Annotated in this window: 17 protein-coding genes; 12 read left to right on the top strand and 5 right to left on the bottom strand. The window is 67.9% G+C overall.

The features are described 5' to 3' along the window. Positions 1 to 184 precede the first annotated feature (184 nt). Positions 185 to 940 carry an SDR family oxidoreductase gene (locus QFZ65_RS11090; protein ID WP_306910360.1) on the top strand — a complete coding sequence of 252 codons (756 nt, stop codon included), beginning with the start codon at positions 185 to 187 and terminating at the stop codon, positions 938 to 940. Positions 941 to 1,047: 107 nt separating this feature from the next. Here QFZ65_RS11090 and serB read toward each other — a convergent pair whose 3' ends face one another. After that, entirely contained in the window at positions 1,048 to 1,938 is an 891-nt protein-coding gene (gene serB, locus QFZ65_RS11085) for a phosphoserine phosphatase SerB (RefSeq protein ID WP_306910358.1), read from the bottom strand. Positions 1,939 to 2,171: 233 nt separating this feature from the next. Between serB and QFZ65_RS11080 the strand changes: the two genes are divergently transcribed. From QFZ65_RS11080 to QFZ65_RS11060, 5 genes are all read left to right on the top strand, one after another. Further along, on the top strand, positions 2,172 to 2,957 hold the full coding sequence (locus QFZ65_RS11080) for an ABC transporter ATP-binding protein (RefSeq protein ID WP_306910356.1): 786 nt from the start codon (positions 2,172 to 2,174) through the stop codon (positions 2,955 to 2,957). A gap of 16 nt (positions 2,958 to 2,973) precedes the next feature. Then, on the top strand, positions 2,974 to 3,759 hold the full coding sequence (locus tag QFZ65_RS11075) for a sulfite exporter TauE/SafE family protein (protein WP_306910355.1): 786 nt from the start codon (positions 2,974 to 2,976) through the stop codon (positions 3,757 to 3,759). A gap of 4 nt (positions 3,760 to 3,763) precedes the next feature. Beyond that, complete coding sequence (locus QFZ65_RS11070; RefSeq protein ID WP_306910353.1) at positions 3,764 to 4,573, top strand: RNA methyltransferase; 810 nt, start codon at positions 3,764 to 3,766, stop codon at positions 4,571 to 4,573. Positions 4,574 to 4,710: 137 nt separating this feature from the next. Next, complete coding sequence (locus QFZ65_RS11065; RefSeq protein WP_306910351.1) at positions 4,711 to 4,968, top strand: type B 50S ribosomal protein L31; 258 nt, start codon at positions 4,711 to 4,713, stop codon at positions 4,966 to 4,968. A 101-nt stretch (positions 4,969 to 5,069) separates the two neighbouring features. Then, a complete protein-coding gene (locus QFZ65_RS11060) occupies positions 5,070 to 6,176 on the top strand; it encodes a biotin/lipoate A/B protein ligase family protein (protein WP_306910350.1) in 1,107 nt (368 codons plus the stop codon). 47 nt (positions 6,177 to 6,223) lie between these two features. Here the strand turns inward: QFZ65_RS11060 and pepN are convergent, their stop codons facing one another. Together pepN and QFZ65_RS11050 are read right to left on the bottom strand one after the other, a co-directional pair. After that, positions 6,224 to 8,896, bottom strand: coding sequence for an aminopeptidase N (gene pepN / locus QFZ65_RS11055; RefSeq protein WP_306910348.1), 2,673 nt, complete (start codon positions 8,894 to 8,896; stop codon positions 6,224 to 6,226). Between the two features lie 4 nt (positions 8,897 to 8,900). Continuing rightward, complete coding sequence (locus QFZ65_RS11050; RefSeq protein WP_306912554.1) at positions 8,901 to 9,932, bottom strand: YeiH family protein; 1,032 nt, start codon at positions 9,930 to 9,932, stop codon at positions 8,901 to 8,903. A gap of 249 nt (positions 9,933 to 10,181) precedes the next feature. Between QFZ65_RS11050 and QFZ65_RS11045 the strand changes: the two genes are divergently transcribed. From QFZ65_RS11045 to QFZ65_RS11025, 5 genes are all read left to right on the top strand, one after another. After that, complete coding sequence (locus QFZ65_RS11045; RefSeq protein ID WP_306910346.1) at positions 10,182 to 11,777, top strand: circularly permuted type 2 ATP-grasp protein; 1,596 nt, start codon at positions 10,182 to 10,184, stop codon at positions 11,775 to 11,777. Then, positions 11,770 to 12,696 carry an alpha-E domain-containing protein gene (locus tag QFZ65_RS11040; RefSeq protein WP_306910345.1) on the top strand — a complete coding sequence of 309 codons (927 nt, stop codon included), beginning with the start codon at positions 11,770 to 11,772 and terminating at the stop codon, positions 12,694 to 12,696. Before QFZ65_RS11045 ends, QFZ65_RS11040 begins: the two co-directional genes overlap by 8 nt. After that, the gene (locus QFZ65_RS11035) at positions 12,693 to 13,544 is read left to right on the top strand and encodes a transglutaminase family protein (RefSeq protein WP_306910344.1); all 852 of its coding nucleotides are present in this window, start codon (positions 12,693 to 12,695) and stop codon (positions 13,542 to 13,544) included. Before QFZ65_RS11040 ends, QFZ65_RS11035 begins: the two co-directional genes overlap by 4 nt. A 311-nt stretch (positions 13,545 to 13,855) precedes the next feature. Further along, a complete protein-coding gene (locus QFZ65_RS11030; RefSeq protein ID WP_306910343.1) occupies positions 13,856 to 14,818 on the top strand; it encodes a GAF domain-containing protein in 963 nt (320 codons plus the stop codon). Position 14,819: 1 nt separating this feature from the next. Then, complete coding sequence (locus tag QFZ65_RS11025) at positions 14,820 to 15,485, top strand: sensor histidine kinase (RefSeq protein WP_306910342.1); 666 nt, start codon at positions 14,820 to 14,822, stop codon at positions 15,483 to 15,485. A 76-nt stretch (positions 15,486 to 15,561) separates the two neighbouring features. On the opposite strand, the gene QFZ65_RS11020 is transcribed toward QFZ65_RS11025, so the two are convergent. Beyond that, positions 15,562 to 16,296, bottom strand: a complete 735-nt coding sequence (locus tag QFZ65_RS11020; protein WP_306910340.1) for a response regulator transcription factor — start codon at positions 16,294 to 16,296, stop codon at positions 15,562 to 15,564. A gap of 222 nt (positions 16,297 to 16,518) precedes the next feature. Here QFZ65_RS11020 and QFZ65_RS11015 point away from each other — a divergent pair, with 222 nt between their 5' ends. Then, positions 16,519 to 16,977, top strand: coding sequence for a universal stress protein (locus tag QFZ65_RS11015; RefSeq protein ID WP_306910338.1), 459 nt, complete (start codon positions 16,519 to 16,521; stop codon positions 16,975 to 16,977). A 15-nt stretch (positions 16,978 to 16,992) separates the two neighbouring features. Here the strand turns inward: QFZ65_RS11015 and QFZ65_RS11010 are convergent, their stop codons facing one another. Continuing rightward, positions 16,993 to 18,498: an SDR family NAD(P)-dependent oxidoreductase gene (locus tag QFZ65_RS11010; RefSeq protein WP_306910334.1), complete on the bottom strand. Its 1,506-nt coding sequence runs from the start codon at positions 18,496 to 18,498 to the stop codon at positions 16,993 to 16,995. Positions 18,499 to 18,503: the final 5 nt, after the last annotated feature.

Here is an 18,503-nt window from a genome sequence, read left to right as displayed (position 1 = left end):
CGTCGTCGGTCACCGCACCAGGCAGGCCACCGGCGGCGACGGCGGAAAGTGTCACTCGAACAGTTCCTCAGGACTAGCCCGCTGCGGCTTCTTTGTGGAGCCCGGACAACGGAAATGCCCCGCGGCGCTGGCATGATGGAGTGCAGACCCACCGTTTTTGGACGTTTGGAACAAAGGAGCTCGAATGGGACTGCTGGACAACAAGACCGCAATTGTGACCGGTTCATCGCGGGGAATTGGCGCAGACGTCGCCAAGTACCTTGCTGCCGAGGGCGCCAGCGTGGTGGTCAACTACCGGCAGAAGGCGCCCCGCGCCAATAAAGTGGTCGCGGAGATCGAGGCGGCAGGCGGCCGGGCAGCGGCCGTAGGCGCTGACCTGACGACGCAGGAAGGCGTGCAGAGCCTGGCCAGCGCGGCAATGGAGAACTTCGGCTCGCTCGATGTCCTGGTCCTCAACGCGTCCGGCGGCATGGAGACGGGCATGGAAGAGGACTACGCCCTCAAGCTCAACCGCGACGCGCAAGTGAACATGCTCAACGCCGCCGTGCCGCTCATGCCGGAGGGCTCACGGGTGGTCTTTGTGACCAGCCACCAGGCGCACTTCATCGACACGGTGCCCACCATGCCGGAGTACGAGCCGGTGGCCCGCAGCAAGCGCGCCGGCGAGGAAGCCCTCCGCGAACTCATCCCCAGCCTCGCCGACAAGGGCATCAGCCTCGTCGTCGTATCCGGTGACATGATCGAAGGCACCGTCACGGCCACCATGCTGAACCGCTCCAGCCCAGGTGCCATCGAGGCCCGCCGCGCCGAGGCCGGCAGGCTGTACTCGGTCTCCGAGTTCGCCGCCGAGGTCGCCAAGATGGCAACGGCCGACGTCGAGACGGGCCACACCGAGTACGTCGGCGGCGCCGACTACTTCGGCAAGGGCGGCAGCAACTAGCGACCGCCGAGTGGGCACTTGACGGCAGTGTGTTTGAACAACACTGCCGTCAAGTGCCCACTTGTTTGCGGTGCCATCGGGCGCCGGCCGGCAGGCGGCAGGCCCTGTCAGACCCCGGCGATGTGCCGCACCGCGTCGAGATAGGGCATGCTTACGACGGCGTCCGCCGCGGCCCTGACGGCGGGCTTCGCGTTGAAGGCCACGCCGATTCCCGCGGCCCCGAGCATGTCCAGGTCGTTGGCGCCGTCTCCCACTGCGATGGTGTGCTCCATCGGGATGCCTTCCGCGGCCGCCCACTCGCGCAGGTACTTCTCCTTTGCGGCACGGTCGATGACGTCGCCAAGGACCTTTCCGGTCAGCGCGCCGTCCACAATTTCCAGTTCGTTGGCGATCCAGTAGTCCAGCCCCAGGCCCTCCGCAATCGGCTGGAGGATCTGGTTGAACCCACCGGAGACGACGGCGACCACATGGCCTGCCGCCTTGAACGCCGCCACCAGTTCGGCGGCGCCGTCGCTGAGCTTCACCTCTCCGCGGACGGCATCGACCACATCCGCTTTGAGTCCGGCGAGCACCGCCACCCGGGCGTGCAGGCTCTGGGCAAAGTCCAGTTCGCCGCGCATGGCCGCTTCCGTCACGGCCGTGACTTCCTCGCGTTTGCCGGCGTAGGCGGCCAGGAGCTCAATGACCTCCTGCTGGATCAGGGTGGAATCCACGTCCATGATCAGGAACTTCCGCCGGGCTTCGCGGAGCGACGCCGGCACGATCGCCGTGTCCACGCCCTCGACGGCGCCGGCGGACGCCTGCCGAAGCTCCGTCACCTCCGCGGCGGCCCCGGACTCCAGCCCGCAATCGGCCGTGTACACCTCGAAACGGGAGTCACCTGTGCGGTTTTCCGCCAGCACGTTCGCACCCGCTGCAGTGAGGACTCCCCGGAGCCGCTGCATGTCGGGAAGGGTCAATGTGGGGCCGTAGCTGACCGCGGTCACGTTCGAACTCATGGCTGCAATCCTAGCCAGCGCCCGTGCCGCGCCCGAATTCGTTTCGCCCCGGCGACACCGGAACGCCGGGGCGGCATCCCGCCGACATCCCGGCGGCGTTGCCCCGGCGGCATCCCGGCGACATCCTGGCCCCATCCGGGCGACACTGCCGTTGTGACGTCCCGCACTGACCCGGCCCTGGCGCCCCGGCCCGGTTATCAGTAGGCCGGCGTTTTGTCCTAGTGTCTACTCCTATGAGTGATGTTCTTGAAATGGCCGCCGTCAGCGTTGTACGCGGGGCGAAGACGCTCCTGGACAAGGTGGACTGGCAGGTCAAGGAAGGTGAGCGTTGGGTGATCCTGGGCCCCAACGGCGCCGGCAAGACCACACTGCTGCAGATCGCCGCGGCACGGATGCATCCCACCAGCGGCATGGCCGGCATCCTCGAGGAAATCCTCGGCGCCGTCGACGTCTTTGAGCTGCGGCCCCGGATCGGCCTGTCCTCGGCCGCCCTGGCCAACCAGATCCCGGAGCACGAAAAGGTCCTCAACGTCGTCGTGACCGCCGCCTACGGCGTCACCGGCCGGTGGCGGGAGGGCTACGAGAAGGACGACGAGCGCCGCGCCTTCGGCCTGCTGAATGACTGGGGCATGGGCCCGCTGCTCAACCGTTCCTTCGCGTCGCTGTCCGAGGGGGAGCGGAAGCGGGTGCAGATCGCCCGGGCCCTCATGACGGACCCCGAGCTGCTTCTCCTGGACGAGCCCGGCGCCGGACTTGATCTGGGCGGCCGCGAGGACCTCGTATACCGGCTGAGCCAGCTCGCCCGCGACGAGGCCGCCCCGGCCATCGTCCTGGTCACCCATCACCTTGAAGAGGTCCCGCCGGGATTCACGCACGCCATGCTGATGCGCGACGGCGGCGTGGTCGCCCAGGGCCCGGTGGCTGAGATCCTCACCTCGGAGAACCTGAGTGAGACCTTCGGGCTGCCGCTGGACGTCAGCGTCGCCGCGGGCCGTTACACCGCCACCGCCCGCCGCTGACAGGCGCTGACAGCGCGTGGAGTTCCTCAATAGCGTTTTCATCTTTATCGCCGGGCTCTGGGCGGGCACCATCAACAGCGTCGTCGGTTCGGGCACCCTCGTCACCTTCCCGGTGCTGATCGCCCTCGGCTACGTGCCCGTGACGGCATCCATCAGCAACGCGATGGGCCTCGTGGCAGGAGGCGCCGCCGGAGCATGGGGTTACCGCAAGGAACTGGAAGGCCGCGGCAGGCAGCTGCTCCGGCTCCTGCCCGCCTCGCTGCTGGGCGGAATCACCGGCGCGTTCCTGCTGCTGCACCTGCCGGAAATGGTCTTCCACTACGCCGCCCCCGTGCTGATCGTGCTGGCCCTGCTGATGGTGGTCTTCCAGCCCAAGCTCCAGCAGTGGGTCCGGAACCGTGAAGAGAACCCCGAACACGCGCTCCGGGACCGCGGCCACAGCTTCCTCCTGATCCTCCTGGTGTATCTGGCCGGCGTCTACGGCGGCTACTTTGTCGCGGCCCAGGGCATTCTCCTGGTCGGCATCCTCGGCGTCTTCATGTCCGGGACCATCCAGAACGCCAACGCCATGAAGAACATCCTGTCCCTGGCCGTGAACCTCGTCGCCGCTACCTCCTACGTGCTCTTCGCCTTCGGCCGGATCGACTGGCCCGTGGTCGGGCTGATCGCCGCCAGCTCGCTGATCGGAGGCGTGATCGGCTCCAAGGTCGGCCGCAGGCTGTCCCCGACGGTGCTGCGCGGCGTCATCTTCACCCTGGGGCTGGTTGCCCTCGGCTTCATGATCGCCAACCTTCTGAAATGACCCGATGACCTTCCACCACCTCGATTCAGCTGACGACCCGCGCGTCTCCGACTACACCCAGCTGACCGACGTCCACCTGCGGAAGCTCCGCGAACCCGCCGAAGGCATGTATATCGCCGAGTCGTCCCGCGTGCTGCGCCGGGCACTCGCCGCGGGCCACCGGCCGCGTTCCTTCTTCCTCGCCGAGAAATGGGTCCAGGATCTGGCCGACGTCTTCGCGCAGTACCCGGACGTGCCCGCCTACATCGGTTCAGCCGGGCTCCTCGAGGAGATCACCGGCTTCCACCTGCACCGCGGCGCCATGGCGGCCATGCACCGGCCGGCCCCGGTCCCGCTGCCCGAGCTGCTGGCCGGTGCCCGCAGGGTGGCGGTGCTGGAGGACATCGTGGACCACACCAACGTCGGCGCGATCTTCCGCTCCGCCGCCGCGCTGGGGGTGGACGCGGTGCTCGTCTCGCCGCGCTGCGGTGACCCGTTGTACCGGCGAAGTGTCCGGGTCAGCATGGGGACGGTGTTCCAGGTGCCCTGGGCCCGGCTGGAGGACTGGCCGGGGGATCTGGCGATGCTGCAGGACCTGGGCTTCACGGTGGCGGCGATGGAGTTGACCGACGACGCCGTCTCACTGGACGAACTCGCCGCCCGGAACCCCGAACGGCTGGCGCTTGTGCTCGGCACCGAGGGTGCCGGCATGAGCGCGGGGACCCTTGCCGCCGTCGACCTCGCCGTGAAGATCCCGATGCGCGCCGGCGTCGACTCGCTCAACGTCGCCGCGGCGTCCGCCGTCGCCTTCTGGGAGCTCCGGCCCCGCGACTGAGGGGTGCGCTGTTCGTCCACCGGATGGTTTTCCGCTACAATTGGTAGCTGGCTGTGCTGCGCCCGCAGGTGCCAACCAGCCATCCCACTCATACCTGGCAACTGGCAAAATCCAGTTGTGCGAACAAAGGTCCAATTATGAAGTCTGAAACCCACCCGAAGTACGAAGCTGTTGTTTTCAACGACCTGGCTTCCGGCACCAAGTTCCTGACCCGCTCCACCGTGTCTTCCAAGAAGACCATCGAGTGGGAAGACGGAAACACCTACCCGGTCATCGACGTCGAAATCTCTTCTGAGTCCCACCCGTTCTACACGGGCAAGCAGCGCATCATGGACTCTGCCGGCCGCGTCGAGCGCTTCAACGCTCGCTTCAAGGGCTTCGGCGGCAAGAAGTAACAACTTCGCCCCCAAGGTCTTCCGGAAAAGCCCGCACCGTTTACGGTGCGGGCTTTTTGCGTCTCCGCGGTGGCGGCGCACGGCATGGCAGGATTGGGGACATGACAACCCTTCCTTTGGCTCCCGGTCCCGGCAACGCTGACGACGGCGGCGCCCGTCACCACGGGGAGTACAAGGTGCCGGGCGGCAAGCTCGTGGTGGCGGACTTCGACGTCGTCGACGGGGCCCTTGCCAACGTCTCGCTCAGCGGTGACTTCTTCCTGGAACCCGATGAGGCGCTGCTCGAGATCAACCGGGCCCTGACCGGCCTTTCCGTGGACGCCACCGCCGCGGACATCTCCGACGCCGTGGAGGCCGCCCTGCCGCCGGACGCCGTGCTGTTCGGCTTTTCAGCAGGAGCGGTGGCCGTTACTGTCCGCCGCGCCCTCGCCCGGGCCACCGGCTGGGCGGACCACCACTGGAACATCATCGCCCCGTCGGTGCTGCCTACCCACCTGAACGTCGCCCTGGACGAGGTCCTCACCGAAGAGGTCGGCGCGGGCCGCCGGAACCCCACGCTGCGTTTCTGGGACTGGGAGGAACCGTCCGTGGTGATCGGCAGCTTCCAGTCGGTCCGCAACGAACTCGATCCCGCCGGCGTCGCCCGGCACGGCATCAGCGTGGTCCGCCGGATCAGCGGCGGCGGAGCGATGTTCATGGAGGCCGGCAACTGCATCACCTATTCGCTGTACCTCCCGCAGACGCTCGTGGACGGCATCAGCTTCGCCGACTCGTACGCTTTCCTGGACGCCTGGGTGATGGCGGCCCTCAAGAAACTGGGCATCAGTGCCTTCTACGTCCCCCTGAACGACATCGCCACGGACCAGGGCAAGATCGGCGGCGCGGCGCAGAAGCGGCTGTCCAACGGCGGCATGCTCCACCACGTCACGATGAGCTACGACATCGACGCCGACAAGATGGTCCAGGTGCTGCGGGTCGGCAAGGAGAAGCTCTCGGACAAGGGCACCACGAGCGCCAAGAAACGGGTGGACCCGCTGCGCCGGCAGACCGGCCTGGCTCGCGGCGAGATCGTTGCGGCGATGATGGAGGTCTTCACCGAACGCTACGCCGCGACGCCGTCGAAACTCACCGACGCAGAGCTCGACGCCGCCCGCCGCAGGGTGGACGAGAAGTTCGGCACCGCGGAGTGGCTGCACCGGGTGCCCTGACCCTCCAACGACTCAACGACTGCTCCGTAACGGCCGTTATGGGCCGCCTAAAGGGCCGTTACGGAGCAATCGATGGCCAGGGCCTGGGCCGTGAGGGCACGCAGCAGGTGGCTGCGCTGTTCTATGATGATGCGCCGGAGCGCGTGGGGCGCGTCCCCGTTCGCGGCCAGCCAGTTGTCCGTCCGGACAATCACCGCGTGGGTTTCCGGGGTCCCGCCGGAGCCGTCCAGGTCCTGGGCTGACGGGTAGAGGCCGCGGACGATCCTGCTGGCGATCTCGATGCTCCGCCCGGACCACACCGGCGCGAGGCACTCAAAGTACCGGTCGATGAAGCCGCCGAGCAGGGCTGCCGGGCCGGTGTTGAAGCCGGCAATGGTTGCGCTCAGCAGCTGGTTGGACAGCGAGGTCCCGTGCACCGCGGCGTTCCAGGCCGCTTCCTTGACGGCCGGGTCGGGGCGCGCCGCCATGGCGGTGGCGTGGCCGGACTTGCCGGCGGCGGTGTTGTCCCGGACAAGCTCGGCGTCGAGCTCCTCGGGGGTTGCCTGGCCGTGCGCGGCCAGGGCATGCCAGAAGTTCCAGCGGAGTTCGGCGTCGACGGCCAGCCCTTCGATGACGGTGCTGCCGTCCAGCACGCCGCGGACCAGGTCCAGCCGGCCGGCGTCGTAACGGCTTGTCGACGCGACGGTGCGGGCCCAGGCCAGCTGCTGGTCGGAGCCGGGTTCGGCGCCTAGCAGCTGGGAGGCGGCCACGGTGAGGAACCCCGAGCGCAGGGCATCCCGCTGCGCCCTCGGCACGTAGCGTTCGATCGCGGTGGAGGCGTTGCCCAGCACGTTCAGCAGCACGCCGATGCCTGTTTCCGAGGGCCCGAAGGCCGTCACGGCGTCGATGTACAGGGAAGCCGGCGTGACCGCGTCGCGGGCGGAATCCCACAGGGCCGTCCAGCACAGCGCCCGGGCCATCGGGTCGCTGAGCCGGTCCAGGGAGCTCCGGACGGTGCCTTCGGAGCGTGCGTCCAGGCGTACCTTGGCGTAGCTGAGATCCTCGTCGTTCACCAGCAGCAGGGCCGGCCGCGGTTTGCCCGCCAGCCCGGCCACGGCGGTGCGCGGGCCACTGATGTCGGTCTCCACGCTGTCGTGGCGGACCAGGGCGCCGGCGTCGTCGAAGTCGTAGAAGCCGACCCGCAGGCGGTGCGGCCGCGGCTCCTGTTTGCCGGTGATGGGATCGCGGGCGTCCTGGGCGAGGGTCACGGCGGACAGGACGCCGTCGTGTTCGTCGATCTCGCTGCTGAGGGTCGAGATCCCCGAGGTCTGCAGCCATTGCCGGGCCCATTCCCCGAGGTTCCGGCCGGAGGCGGCTCCCAGCGCGGCCAGCAGGTCGGAGAGGGTGGTGTTGCCGTAGGCGTGGTCTTTGAAGTACCGGCGGGAACCGGCGACGAAGGCCTCGAACCCCACGTAGGCGACGAGCTGCTTGAGCACGGATGCGCCCTTGGCGTAGGTGATCCCGTCGAAGTTCTGCTTGGCGGCCTCAAGGTCCGGGATGTCGGCGACGATCGGGTGGGTTGTGGGCAGCTGGTCCTGCACGTAGGCCCATGCCTTGCGGTTGTTGGCGAAGTTCACCCATGCCGTGGTCCAGTCCGTCGTCCGGTCCACGCCGAGGGTGCCCATGTAGTCCGCGAAGGACTCCTTGAGCCACAGGTCGTCCCACCACTGCATGGTCACCAGGTCGCCGAACCACATGTGCGCCATCTCGTGCAGCAGGGTGTTGGCGCGGCCCTGGTACTGCGAATCGGCGGCCCGCGAGGTGAAGACGTAGCTTTCCGTGAAGGTCACGAGCCCGGGGTTTTCCATCGCGCCGAGGTTGTACTCCGGCACAAAGGCCTGGTCGTACTTGCCCCAGGGGTACGGGAAGTCGAAGAGGCCATTGAAGAAATCGAGGCCGTTTTTTGTCAGGGCGAAGAGCGCGGGGGCGTCGAAGGAGGCGGCCATCGACGCGCGGCAGTACAGCGTCAGCGGCACCTCCAGCACAGTCCCGTCGCCGGCAGCCCCGCCCGCGGCCCCGTCGCCGACAGCCCCGCCTACAGTCCCGTACCAGACGTCATCCGCCTTGAAGTAAGGGCCGGCCAGCACGGTGGTGATATACGTGGACATCGGTTTGGTCGAGGCGAAGTCCCAGCGGCTCCCGGCCGGCTCGCCGGCCAGCCGGGTCCGCGCGGTTTCGCTGCCGTTCGAGGCCACCTGCCAATCCGAGGGCGCCACCACATGGAACGTGAATTCGGCCTTGAGGTCGGGCTGTTCGAAGTTCGCGAAGACGCGGCGGGCGTCGGCCGGCTCGTACTGGGTGTACAGGTAGCACTGCCCGTCGGCGGGGTCGAAGAAGCGGTGCATGCCCTCGCCCGAGGTGCTGTACAGCGCCGTGCCGATGACGGTGACCTCGTTTTCGGCCTGCAGGTTGTCCAGCCGGATCCGGGCGCCGTCCGCGATCTCGGGAACCGGAAGTTCCTCGCCGTTCAGGACAACGCTCTGCACGTCGCCGCTGATGAAATCCAGGAAGGTCGAGGCACCCGGTTCCGTGGCGGAGAAGGTGAGCACGCTGCGGCTCGGGTAGCCTGCTACATCCGGATCGGCAGCATGCCTGACGTCGAGGGTGACGTCGTAGCGGTGCGTGCTGATCAGGGCTGAACGGGTGGCAGCCTCATCGCGGCGCAGGTTCTGGTTCGACACCCAGCTATCTAATCATGATGACGGCGGCGCCCAGTCCCAGCACGGCGATCAGCAACCACGAAGCCAGCGCAGCCAGCAGGGGCCGGATTCCGGTGTGGAGCAGCTGCCCGATCCGCACGGCCGAGCCGAGCCCGAACAGGGCCATGCCCAGCAGCAGGTCCTGCAGCATGGCGGCGGCGTCCAGTACTGCCGGGGACAGCCAGCCGGTGGAGCGCAGCGCGGCGAGCGCCAGGAAGCCGACCACGAACAACGGGACCACCGGCGGGCGGCCGCCGGTGGTCCCGGCTCCGGCAGAGTCCCCGGCAGAGCCGCCGGCAACGGTGCCCGCCCTGTTGCGGCGATGTAGAGCGTGGCGGTGCTGAAGTCCGGCGACGGCCACCAGGGGCGCCAGGAGCACCACGCGGGTGAGTTTGACGACGACGGCGACGGCGAGCGCCGCGGCCCCGGCCGTCTGCGCCGTCGCGACCACCTGGCCGACGTCGTGCACCGACGCCCCGGCCCACGCCCCGAAGCGTTCCGGTCCCAGTCCCAGCGGCTGCACCAGCAGCGGGAGCACCCCGATGGCCAGTGTGCCGCACAGCGTCACGAGGGCAATGGGCAGCACAGTGTCCTGCTGCCGGATCCGGCGCACCGCGGCCATGGCCCCGATCGCCGATGCGCCGCAGATGGAGAAGCCGGTCGCGATGAGCAGCGACACAGGCGGCGTCAGCCGGAACAGCCTGCTGATGCCGTATGTCCCGGCAAACGCGGCCAGGACAACACCGGTGATCAGGAGAAGGGCGGGTCCGCCGAGGCCCATCACGTCGACAAGGCTGACCTTCAGGCCCAGCACCACGATTCCGCTGCGCATCAGGTGCTTGCCCGCGAAGTCCAGCCCGGGGCGGGCCCGTCCGGCACTCCAGGCCGCCAGGCCCGGCACGTTTGCTGCCAGGAGCCCCAGCACCACCGCCAGGGTCATTGCCGGGAGCACCGGGACGAGGGCGTGGATGGCGAGGGACAGCACGACGGCGGCCGCGGCGGACAGCAGGCCCGGCATGCTGCGGGGGAGGGCGGCGGCGAAGCGGTTCCGCCGGGCTGTCGCCGGCGCGGGTTTGGGGCTGAACGAGGGCACGTCCCTACCTTGCCGTACTCCCCGCGGAAACCCGCAACTTCCCCGCCTGCCCCGGCCGCGGTTCCGTTCCGCGTCCTGTGGCGGTTCCGTTCCGCGTCCCGTGTCCGTTCCGACCCGCGCGCGAACACGCCGCCAGAAATGATTTCGAAACGAAAAGGTGATTGGCTAGGACCCATGTCTGACCTTTTCGAGGATTACTCCGAGGCCGCCCTGCGCACGGGCGCCTACGACGAGATGTTTACCCCCGGCCAGCTGGCCCGGAAGTCCTACGGGCAGGTCGCCGGTGCGCTGCGCGAACTCTCGCTGGCCGACGTCACGGCGCGCGCCGATTCCATGGCCCGGACCTTCCTGGACCGCGGTGTCACGTTCGACTTCGCGGGGGAGGAGCGGCCCTTCCCGCTGGACATCGTTCCCCGGGTGATCCCCGTGGACGAATGGACGGTCCTGGAGCAGGGCGTCGCGCAGCGCGTCCGGGCCCTCGAGGCCTTCCTCAATGACGTCTACGACAAGATGACGGTAGTGGCCGACGGTGTCATCCCGCGGCAGCTCGTCACCACCAGCGCACACTTCCACCGCCAGGTGCACGGCTTCGAACCTGCCGGCGGAGTCCGGGTGCACATCTCCGGCATCGACGTCGTCCGTGACGCCGCGGGGACCTTCCGCGTCCTGGAGGACAACGTGCGTGTCCCCTCGGGTGTCAGCTACGTCCTGGAGAACCGCCGTGCGATGGCCAAGGGCCTGCCCGAAGCGTTCGGCCAGCAGCTGATCCGCCCCGTCGAGGAGTATCCCCGCCGGCTGCTGTCCGCCCTGCGGAAAACGGCTCCGGCCGGCGTCGACGATCCCACCGTGGTGGTCCTGACCCCCGGCGTCTTCAACAGCGCCTACTTCGAGCACACGCTGCTCGCCGGACTGATGGGCGTTGAGCTCGTCGAGGGCCGGGACCTCATCTGCCGCGGCAACCGCGTCTACATGCGCACCACGGCCGGCGAGCAACGCGTGGATGTCATCTACAAGCGGATCGACGACGAATTCCTGGACCCGCTGCAGTTCCGGGCGGACTCCATGCTCGGCTGCCCCGGGCTGGTCAATGCCGCCCGCGCCGGCGGCGTGACCATCGCCAACGCCGTCGGCAACGGGGTCGCAGACGACAAGCTCGTCTACAGCTACGTGCCGGACCTGATCCGGTACTACCTGAACGAAGAACCGGTCATCGCCAACGTGGACACCTTCCGGCTGGAAGAAAAGGAAGCCCGCGAAGAAGTGCTGGACCGGCTCGACGAGCTCGTGGTCAAACCCGTCGACGGTTCCGGCGGCAAGGGCCTCGTGATCGGCCCGGACGCGTCCAAGGACGAACTCGAGGCGCTGCGCAAGCGCGTGGTCGCCGACCCCCGCGGCTGGATCGCCCAGCCTGTGCTGCAGCTTTCCACCGTGCCCACCCTCAGCGGGGACAAGTTCGGCCCCCGCCACGTGGACCTGCGGCCCTTCGCAGTGAACGACGGCGACGACGTCTGGGTCCTGCCCGGCGGGCTCACACGCGTGGCGCTCAAGGAAGGGTCCCTGATTGTGAATTCTAGCCAGGGCGGCGGCTCCAAGGACACCTGGGTTCTGGCCGATTCCCCGCAGGTCCCGGTGGAAACCGTTCCGGGCCCGGCGGTCGCGGTCCGCGAGCGTGTCTCCGTCTGGCCGGTGGAAAGCAACTGGCGCGACCGCCAGACCGAGCAACAACAACAACAGGTTTCGGATATGCAGGAGGTAGCCGCGAATGCTTAGCCGTATCGCCGAGTCGCTCTTTTGGATCGGCCGCTATGTGGAACGGGCCGACGGCACGGCCCGCATCCTGGACGTGCACCTGGAGCGGCTGAACCATCTGCCCATGGAAGAACAGCGCAGCGTCGCGCGGGAGCTTCTCGCGGTGATGGGCGCCCGCCCGCAAAATGACGAGTTCGGCCTCAACGAACTCCTGCACGCGCTGGCGTACGACAAGACCAGCGCCACCTCGATCGCCGGTTCACTGGGGGCCGCGCGCGAGAACGCGCGCCGCGCCCGGGAAACTGTCTCCTCCGGGCTCTGGGAAAGCCTGAACACGACGTACTACGGGCTGAACCAGCACCGCAAGGACGTCGTCGGAACGTACCGCTTCTGCAACTGGGTGCTGGAGCGCACCGCCATGGTCAGCGGTCTCGCAGACACCACGGTCAGCCATGATGAAAGCTGGCTGTTCCTGGTCCTGGGCCGTTCGCTGGAACGGGCAGACATGACCGCGCGGATGCTCTCCACCCGCGATGTGCTCTCCGCCGGCATGTCCTGGGTCAATATGCTCCGCTGTGCCGGCGCCTATGAGTCCTTCCTGCGGACCCGGCGCGCGGCCTTCGGCGACCAGCACGCCGCGGAATTCCTGCTCCTGGACCGGCTCTTCCCGCGCTCCATCGTCTACGCCCTCAGCGACGCCGATGAGTGCCTCGCCAAGCTCGACCCCTCGGCCCAGCGCGTCGGATTCATCAACGACGCACGGCGGATCGTGGGCCAGGCCCGCACCTTCCTGGAGTTCCACCGCACGGACGACCTCATGTCGGAACTGCCGGAGCACATGGAACGTGTGCAGAAAGCCGTCTCGCAGGCCTCCGACGCCATTTCCCGTAAGTACTTCAATCAGGCAGACGAACTGGCCTGGGTGGGAGAAGTTTCATGACCCGGCTGAAGATCATCCACCGGACCGCCTACAAGTACAACAAGCGCGTCACGCTGTCCTACAACGAGGCGCGGATGACGCCGTTGACCGACCCCCAGCAGGTGGTGCTGGAGTCCTCGATGAAGGTGTCGCCGTCGCAGGCCGCGCTGAGCAGCTACCGCGATTACTGGGGCACCCGGGTGACGGCCTTCGACATGCAGATGCCGCACGAGCACCTGGAAGTCCTCGCCACGACCACCGTTGAGGTGCACCGGGTGGAGAAGATCCCGTCCGAGGCGGACATCGTGGGCTGGGACGTTCTGGCGGCGCCCGACACGCTGAACCAGTTCAGCGACTGGATCCCGCAGTCCCAGCTGACCGGCCCCGGCACGGAGGTGCTCGGCATCATTCCCGGCGTCGTCGAGGGCCGCAACCCGCACGAGGCCACCCTCGCCGTGTTCGAGTGGATGCGCGGCGAAATGACCTACATGAAGGGCTCCACCGGCGTTACCACTAACGCTGAGGAAGCCTGGAGCCAGCGGCAGGGCGTCTGCCAGGACCTTGCGCACCTCGCGATCGGAGCCCTGCGCAGCTGCGGGATCCCCGCCCGTTACGTTTCCGGCTACCTCCACCCGAGGTCGACGGCGGACCTCGGCGAGACGGTGGCCGGGCAGTCGCACGCCTGGCTGGAGTGGTGGGACGGCGAGTGGCGGAGCTGGGACCCCACGAACCACAAGCCGGCCGGCGACTTCCACGTCACCGTGGCACGCGGCCGCGACTACCGTGACGTGCCGCCGCTGAAGGGCATCCTCTCCGGCGGCGGCGGCTCGGCCCTCAACGTGACCGTGGAAATCACCCGCGTCGCCTAGGGAGGCGGCAGGCGCTTCCTCGGCGCCCGCACCGATGCGCCCCGCACTCCGATGCGCCCAGCACCCGATGCGCTATCAGATCCAACTCCTATCCGGCCCGGTTAGCAGCCCAATCCGATAGCGCATCGCGGATTTAAGTCACAGAACGCCTACAACCAGCCGCTTCCAAGGATTTCGAAAGATATCAGGCGTATTCTGGCAGCACGTCGTCAGCGTCGATGGCGCGGTAGTGAATTGGGGCGAGGAACATGCATTCATTAGGTGAAACTCCGGAGCAGGTTACAGCCGAGCCTCAACCCAGAATCGACGGTGTGCTGAAGGGCTTTGTTTCGCGGGCCGAGGAGTTGCTGCAGTCGCAGGAGCGTATGGCCGGCCTGCTCGAAGCCGTCGTTGCCGTGGCGGAGGACCTCAGCCTTGACGCCGTCCTGGAGCGTGTCGTCGAATCGGCCTGCCAGCTGCTGCACGCGCGCTACGGCGCCTTGCGCGTGGTCGCGGACGACCGGGTGATGGACCACTTTGTCACCGTCGGCGTCGATGACCAGCTCGCGCACCGCATCGGCTCGTTGCCCATCGGCCACGGCGTGTTGACATCCGATCCGCGGCCGATGCGCCTGCAAGATCTGCGGACACATCCCGAAGATTTCGGGTTCCCCGATGACGACCCGGCCATGGAGTCCTTCCTGGGCGTTCCGATCCGGGTCCGCGACGTGGTGTTCGGCAACCTCTACCTCACCGAGAAGGAGGACGGCAGCGACTTCACCGCCGAAGACGAGGGGCTGGCCGTCGCGCTTGCCGCAGCCGCGGGCGTGGCCATTGAAAACGCCCGCCTCTACGACGATGCCCGCCGCCGGGCACGTTGGCTCGAGGCCTGCATGGACGTCTCCGGGCTCATGCTCAGCATTGACCGCGACTACACCACAGGTGGCCTGGACCCGATTGCCAGCCGGGCGCTGCAGGAGTCCGGCTCGCAACTGGCCCTGATTGTGGCGCCGGCCGCCGCCGGGCCGGGCTACACGGTGGCCGGAGCAGCCCGGCGACCTCAGCTCCTTGTTTGCCGGCCGCTCGCTGATCCTGGATGCTCCCGAACTCCTGGATGTCCTGGATGGCGGGGAGCCTATATTGCTCGACGACGGCGGAACCCTCCTTGGGGAGTCCGACGCGGGGATCTCGGGTCCGCTCCTGGCGGTCGCGTTAAGCACCCAGGGAGCACACCACGGCCTGCTGCTGCTGTTCCGCGGTCCCGGGGAGGTCCACTTCGCCCGGACAGACATTGAAATGGGCGCGGTCTTCGGATCCCATGTCGCCCTCGCACTGGAACTGGCCCGCGTCCATCGGCTCCGCGAGGAACTGCTGGTGTTCACGGACCGTGACCGGATTGCCCGCGACCTGCACGACCTCGTCATCCAGCGGCTGTTCGCGGCCGGACTGAGTGTGCAGAGCCTGACCCGCTTCACCAAGGACGAGCTGGCCCTGGAGCGGATCCGGACCATCACCGGGGAACTTGATGAAGCCATCCGCAGCCTCCGTGACACCATCTACTCCCTCCGCAGCAACAGCGGCGACATCGAATTGCTGAGCGGACGCATCCGACGGGTGGCAAGGAGTTCCGCCAAGTCCATGCCCTTCACGCCACGGCTTACGATCACCGGCCCGGTTGACGCTGTGACCCCGGAGAAGGCCGACAACGTCGTGGCTGTGGTCTCAGAGGGGCTCAGCAACGCCATCCGGCATTCCGGCGCTGACGCCATTTCCGTATCCGTGGCCGTCATCAAGGGGCGCGTCACCGTGGTGATCACGGACAACGGACAGGGCTTCACCCAGCCCGAGAAGCGCAACGGCCTCGCCAACCTGGAAGACCGGGCGCGGATGCTGGACGGGGAGTGCACCATCACCAGCGCGCCCGACGCCGGCACCAGCCTCGAGTGGTCTGTCCCGCTATAGCCGGGCGGAAAGGCCGGCCTAACGGGCGGGAACGCGGTCCTACGGACGCTGTGGTCCTGCCGGACGCTGTGCGGGTTCAGCGGACGCTGTGCGGCCGGCTGCCCTCACCTGCGGAGTGGCTGCCGGCAGGCACGGACGCCGCCGGGCTGGCGATGAACACGGCCGCCTGGGTGCGGCGCTCAAAGCCAAGCTTGGCCAGCAACGAGGAGACGTAGTTCTTGACCGTCTTCTCGGCGAGGAACATCTCGGCCGCTATCTGCCGGTTGGTGAGGCCGCCGCCGACGAGTTCAAGCACACGGCGTTCCTGCGGGGTGAGGGAGGACGTCCGCGGGTCCACTTCTTCGGCCCCGACCATGCTGTCGACAATCCCCGCCGCGACGCCGTCCTCGAAAAGCGATTCCCCCCGCGCGGCCCTCCGCAGCGCGCCGATCAGGTCCATGCCGCCGATTTCCTTCAGCACGTAGCCGCTGGCACCGGCCAGCACCGCGCCGCGGAGCGCCTGTTCGTCGTCGAAACTCGTCAGGATGATGCAGTTGAGCGCCGGGTCCACGGACCTGACGTCGCGGCAGACCTCGATTCCGGTCCCGTCGGGCAGCCGGGCATCGAGTACGCAAACGTCCGGATGCAGCGCGGGGATGCGCCGTGTTGCCTCCACGGCGGAGCCGGAACTGCCGACGACGAGGAAGCCCTCGCCCTCGAGGAGCTCCTGCAGCCCCCGCCGGACGAGTTCGTGGTCATCCAAAATGAAGACGCGGATGAGGCCGGAGTGGCCGTCGTGCGCAGTGGGGCCCGCGTCTGCCCAGGCAATCATGATTCTCCCGTCCGCCTACTGCCGGTGCCGGCAGTGCGTTGCGTCAGCGATGTTCCGTCAGAGTGCTCTGCAATTCTTCTCTACGACCGGCCCAGGAACAAGGGCCCTTGGACCCACAGGGCCGCAGCGGGGCCGGGTGCGGTGACCTTCGGCCCTAGGCCACCGGCGGAGGCGGCGTGATACTGGAGAAAACGGGCCAACAGCTCCGGGAAGGGACAGCCCATGAGCGCCGCGAGGGCCGTGGAAGTGATCGTCGTTGGTGTCGACGGCTCGGAGGCCTCCATCGAAGCGCTCCGGTATGCGCATGCTCTTGCCGTCCCGCTCGCCGCCAAGGTGGTCGCCCTGGCATGCTGGGATGCCCCGCCGATTTATGACGGCTATGTGGCCATGGGCATCGACCGTTTCGATGTCCGGGCCGGGGAGATCCTCCAGGAAGCTGTCGAAAGGGCCCTCGGACCGGAGCCGGCCGGCGTCGTGGAAACCCGGCTGACTCAAGGTCACCCGCGGCACATTCTGATCGAGGCCAGCCGGTCCGCCGACATGCTGGTCCTGGGTCGCCGCGGGCATGGCGGTTTCGGCGGGCTGTTGCTCGGTTCGGTCAGCTCGGCCCTGGTGGCCCATGCGCACTGCCCGGTGCTCGTGGTCCACTCTCCCGAGAAAACCCCTCCCGGGAAAACCTAGCCCGGGACAGGCCGGTCACCAGGGGCTGGGCTTGTAATCCTTCAGGAAGACGCCGTACTGGTCCTCGCCCGCTTCACCCATGACGATGGGGTCATAGACCCGCGCAGCGCCGTCCACGAGGTCCAGGGGAGCGTGGAAGCCCTCCTCCATAAGCCGGACCTTGGTGTAGTGCGGGCGTTCATCGGTGATCCAGCCGGTGTCGACGGCGGTCATCAGGATGCCGTCGGCGTCGAGCATTTCCTGGGCGCTGGTGCGCGTCATCATGTTCAGCGCGGCTTTGGCCATGTTGGTGTGCGGGTGGCCGGGGCCCTTGTAGGCGCGGGAGAACTGGCCTTCCATCGCACTGACATTGACGATGTACTTCCGCCTCGCGGTGGACCGCTTCATGGCCCCGCGCAGCCGGCTGACCAGCAGGAACGGAGCGGTCACGTTGCACAGCTGCACTTCGAGCATCTCGAGCGGATCCACTTCGTCCACCACTTGCGTCCAGCTGTTGATCGTGGCGAGGTCCGGCACCAGCCCGCCGGCGTCGATCGCGGTGCCGGACTGGATGCGCTCCAGCGAGGCGGACCCGGTGGACAATGCCAGCGAGGTGACGGCATCGCCGGCGAGCACAGGGTGTTCGAGGACGGTGCTCGCCAGCGCAAGCGGGTGCTTGTCGTGGGCGTGGCCGAAGGTGACGAGTTCGGGACCGCCGTTGGCGGCCTGAAGGGCAGCGGGCAGCGGCTCGTCCTCCGCGTCCACCAGCGGCTTGTAGGCATTGCCGGAGCGGCGGACAGTCTGCGCCGCGTTGTTGATGATGATGTCCAGCGGCCCGGCAGCGTCCAAGGAATCCGCCAGGGCGATCACCTGGGAGGGGTCGCGGAGGTCGATGCCGACGATCCGGAGCCGGTGCAGCCACTCGGCGCTGTCCTCCATCGCGGCAAAGCGGCGGGCGGCGTCCTTGGGGAAGCGGGTGGTGATGGTGGTGTGGGCGCCGTCGCGGAGAAGCCGGAGGGCGATGTACATGCCGATCTTCGCCCGGCCGCCGGTGAGGAGCGCCTGGCGTCCGGTCAGATCAGTGCGTGCGTCCCGCTTGCTGTGGCTGAAGGCCGCGCATTCGGGGCAGAGCTGATGGTAAAAAGCGTCAACCTGCGTGAAGTGACGCTTGCAGATGTAGCACGGCCTGGACCGGATCAGGTGGCCGGCGATCTCGCCTGTGGCGGAGGGGGCCAGTTTGTTGCCCCGGGTCTCATCATCGATCCGGTCTGGAGCCGCCGTCGCGGTCTGGGCCAGAACCGCCCGGTCCGCCTCGGCAATGAGGTCGCGCTTGGTGACCCGCCGGTGCCGCTTCACGGCCTTGAACATCTTGCCGGTGGCGCGGCGGACCGAGACGTAATCCGGGTGTTCCTCGTCGTAGACGTGGATGCTGTCCAGGACCTTCAGGCACGCCTGGATTTCCTCCGCCGTGAGCTCAACAGGGAGCGCAGCGGGGGCCGGATCGGCAGTGTTCGGTTCGGAGGACAAATCGGGGGAGCTCATTGCCC

The sequence above is a fragment of the Arthrobacter sp. B3I9 genome (assembly GCF_030816935.1).
Taxonomy (GTDB): domain Bacteria; phylum Actinomycetota; class Actinomycetes; order Actinomycetales; family Micrococcaceae; genus Arthrobacter.
The sequence above is the reverse complement of the archived record's forward strand: the minus strand, read 5'-3'. Positions and strand labels throughout refer to the sequence as shown.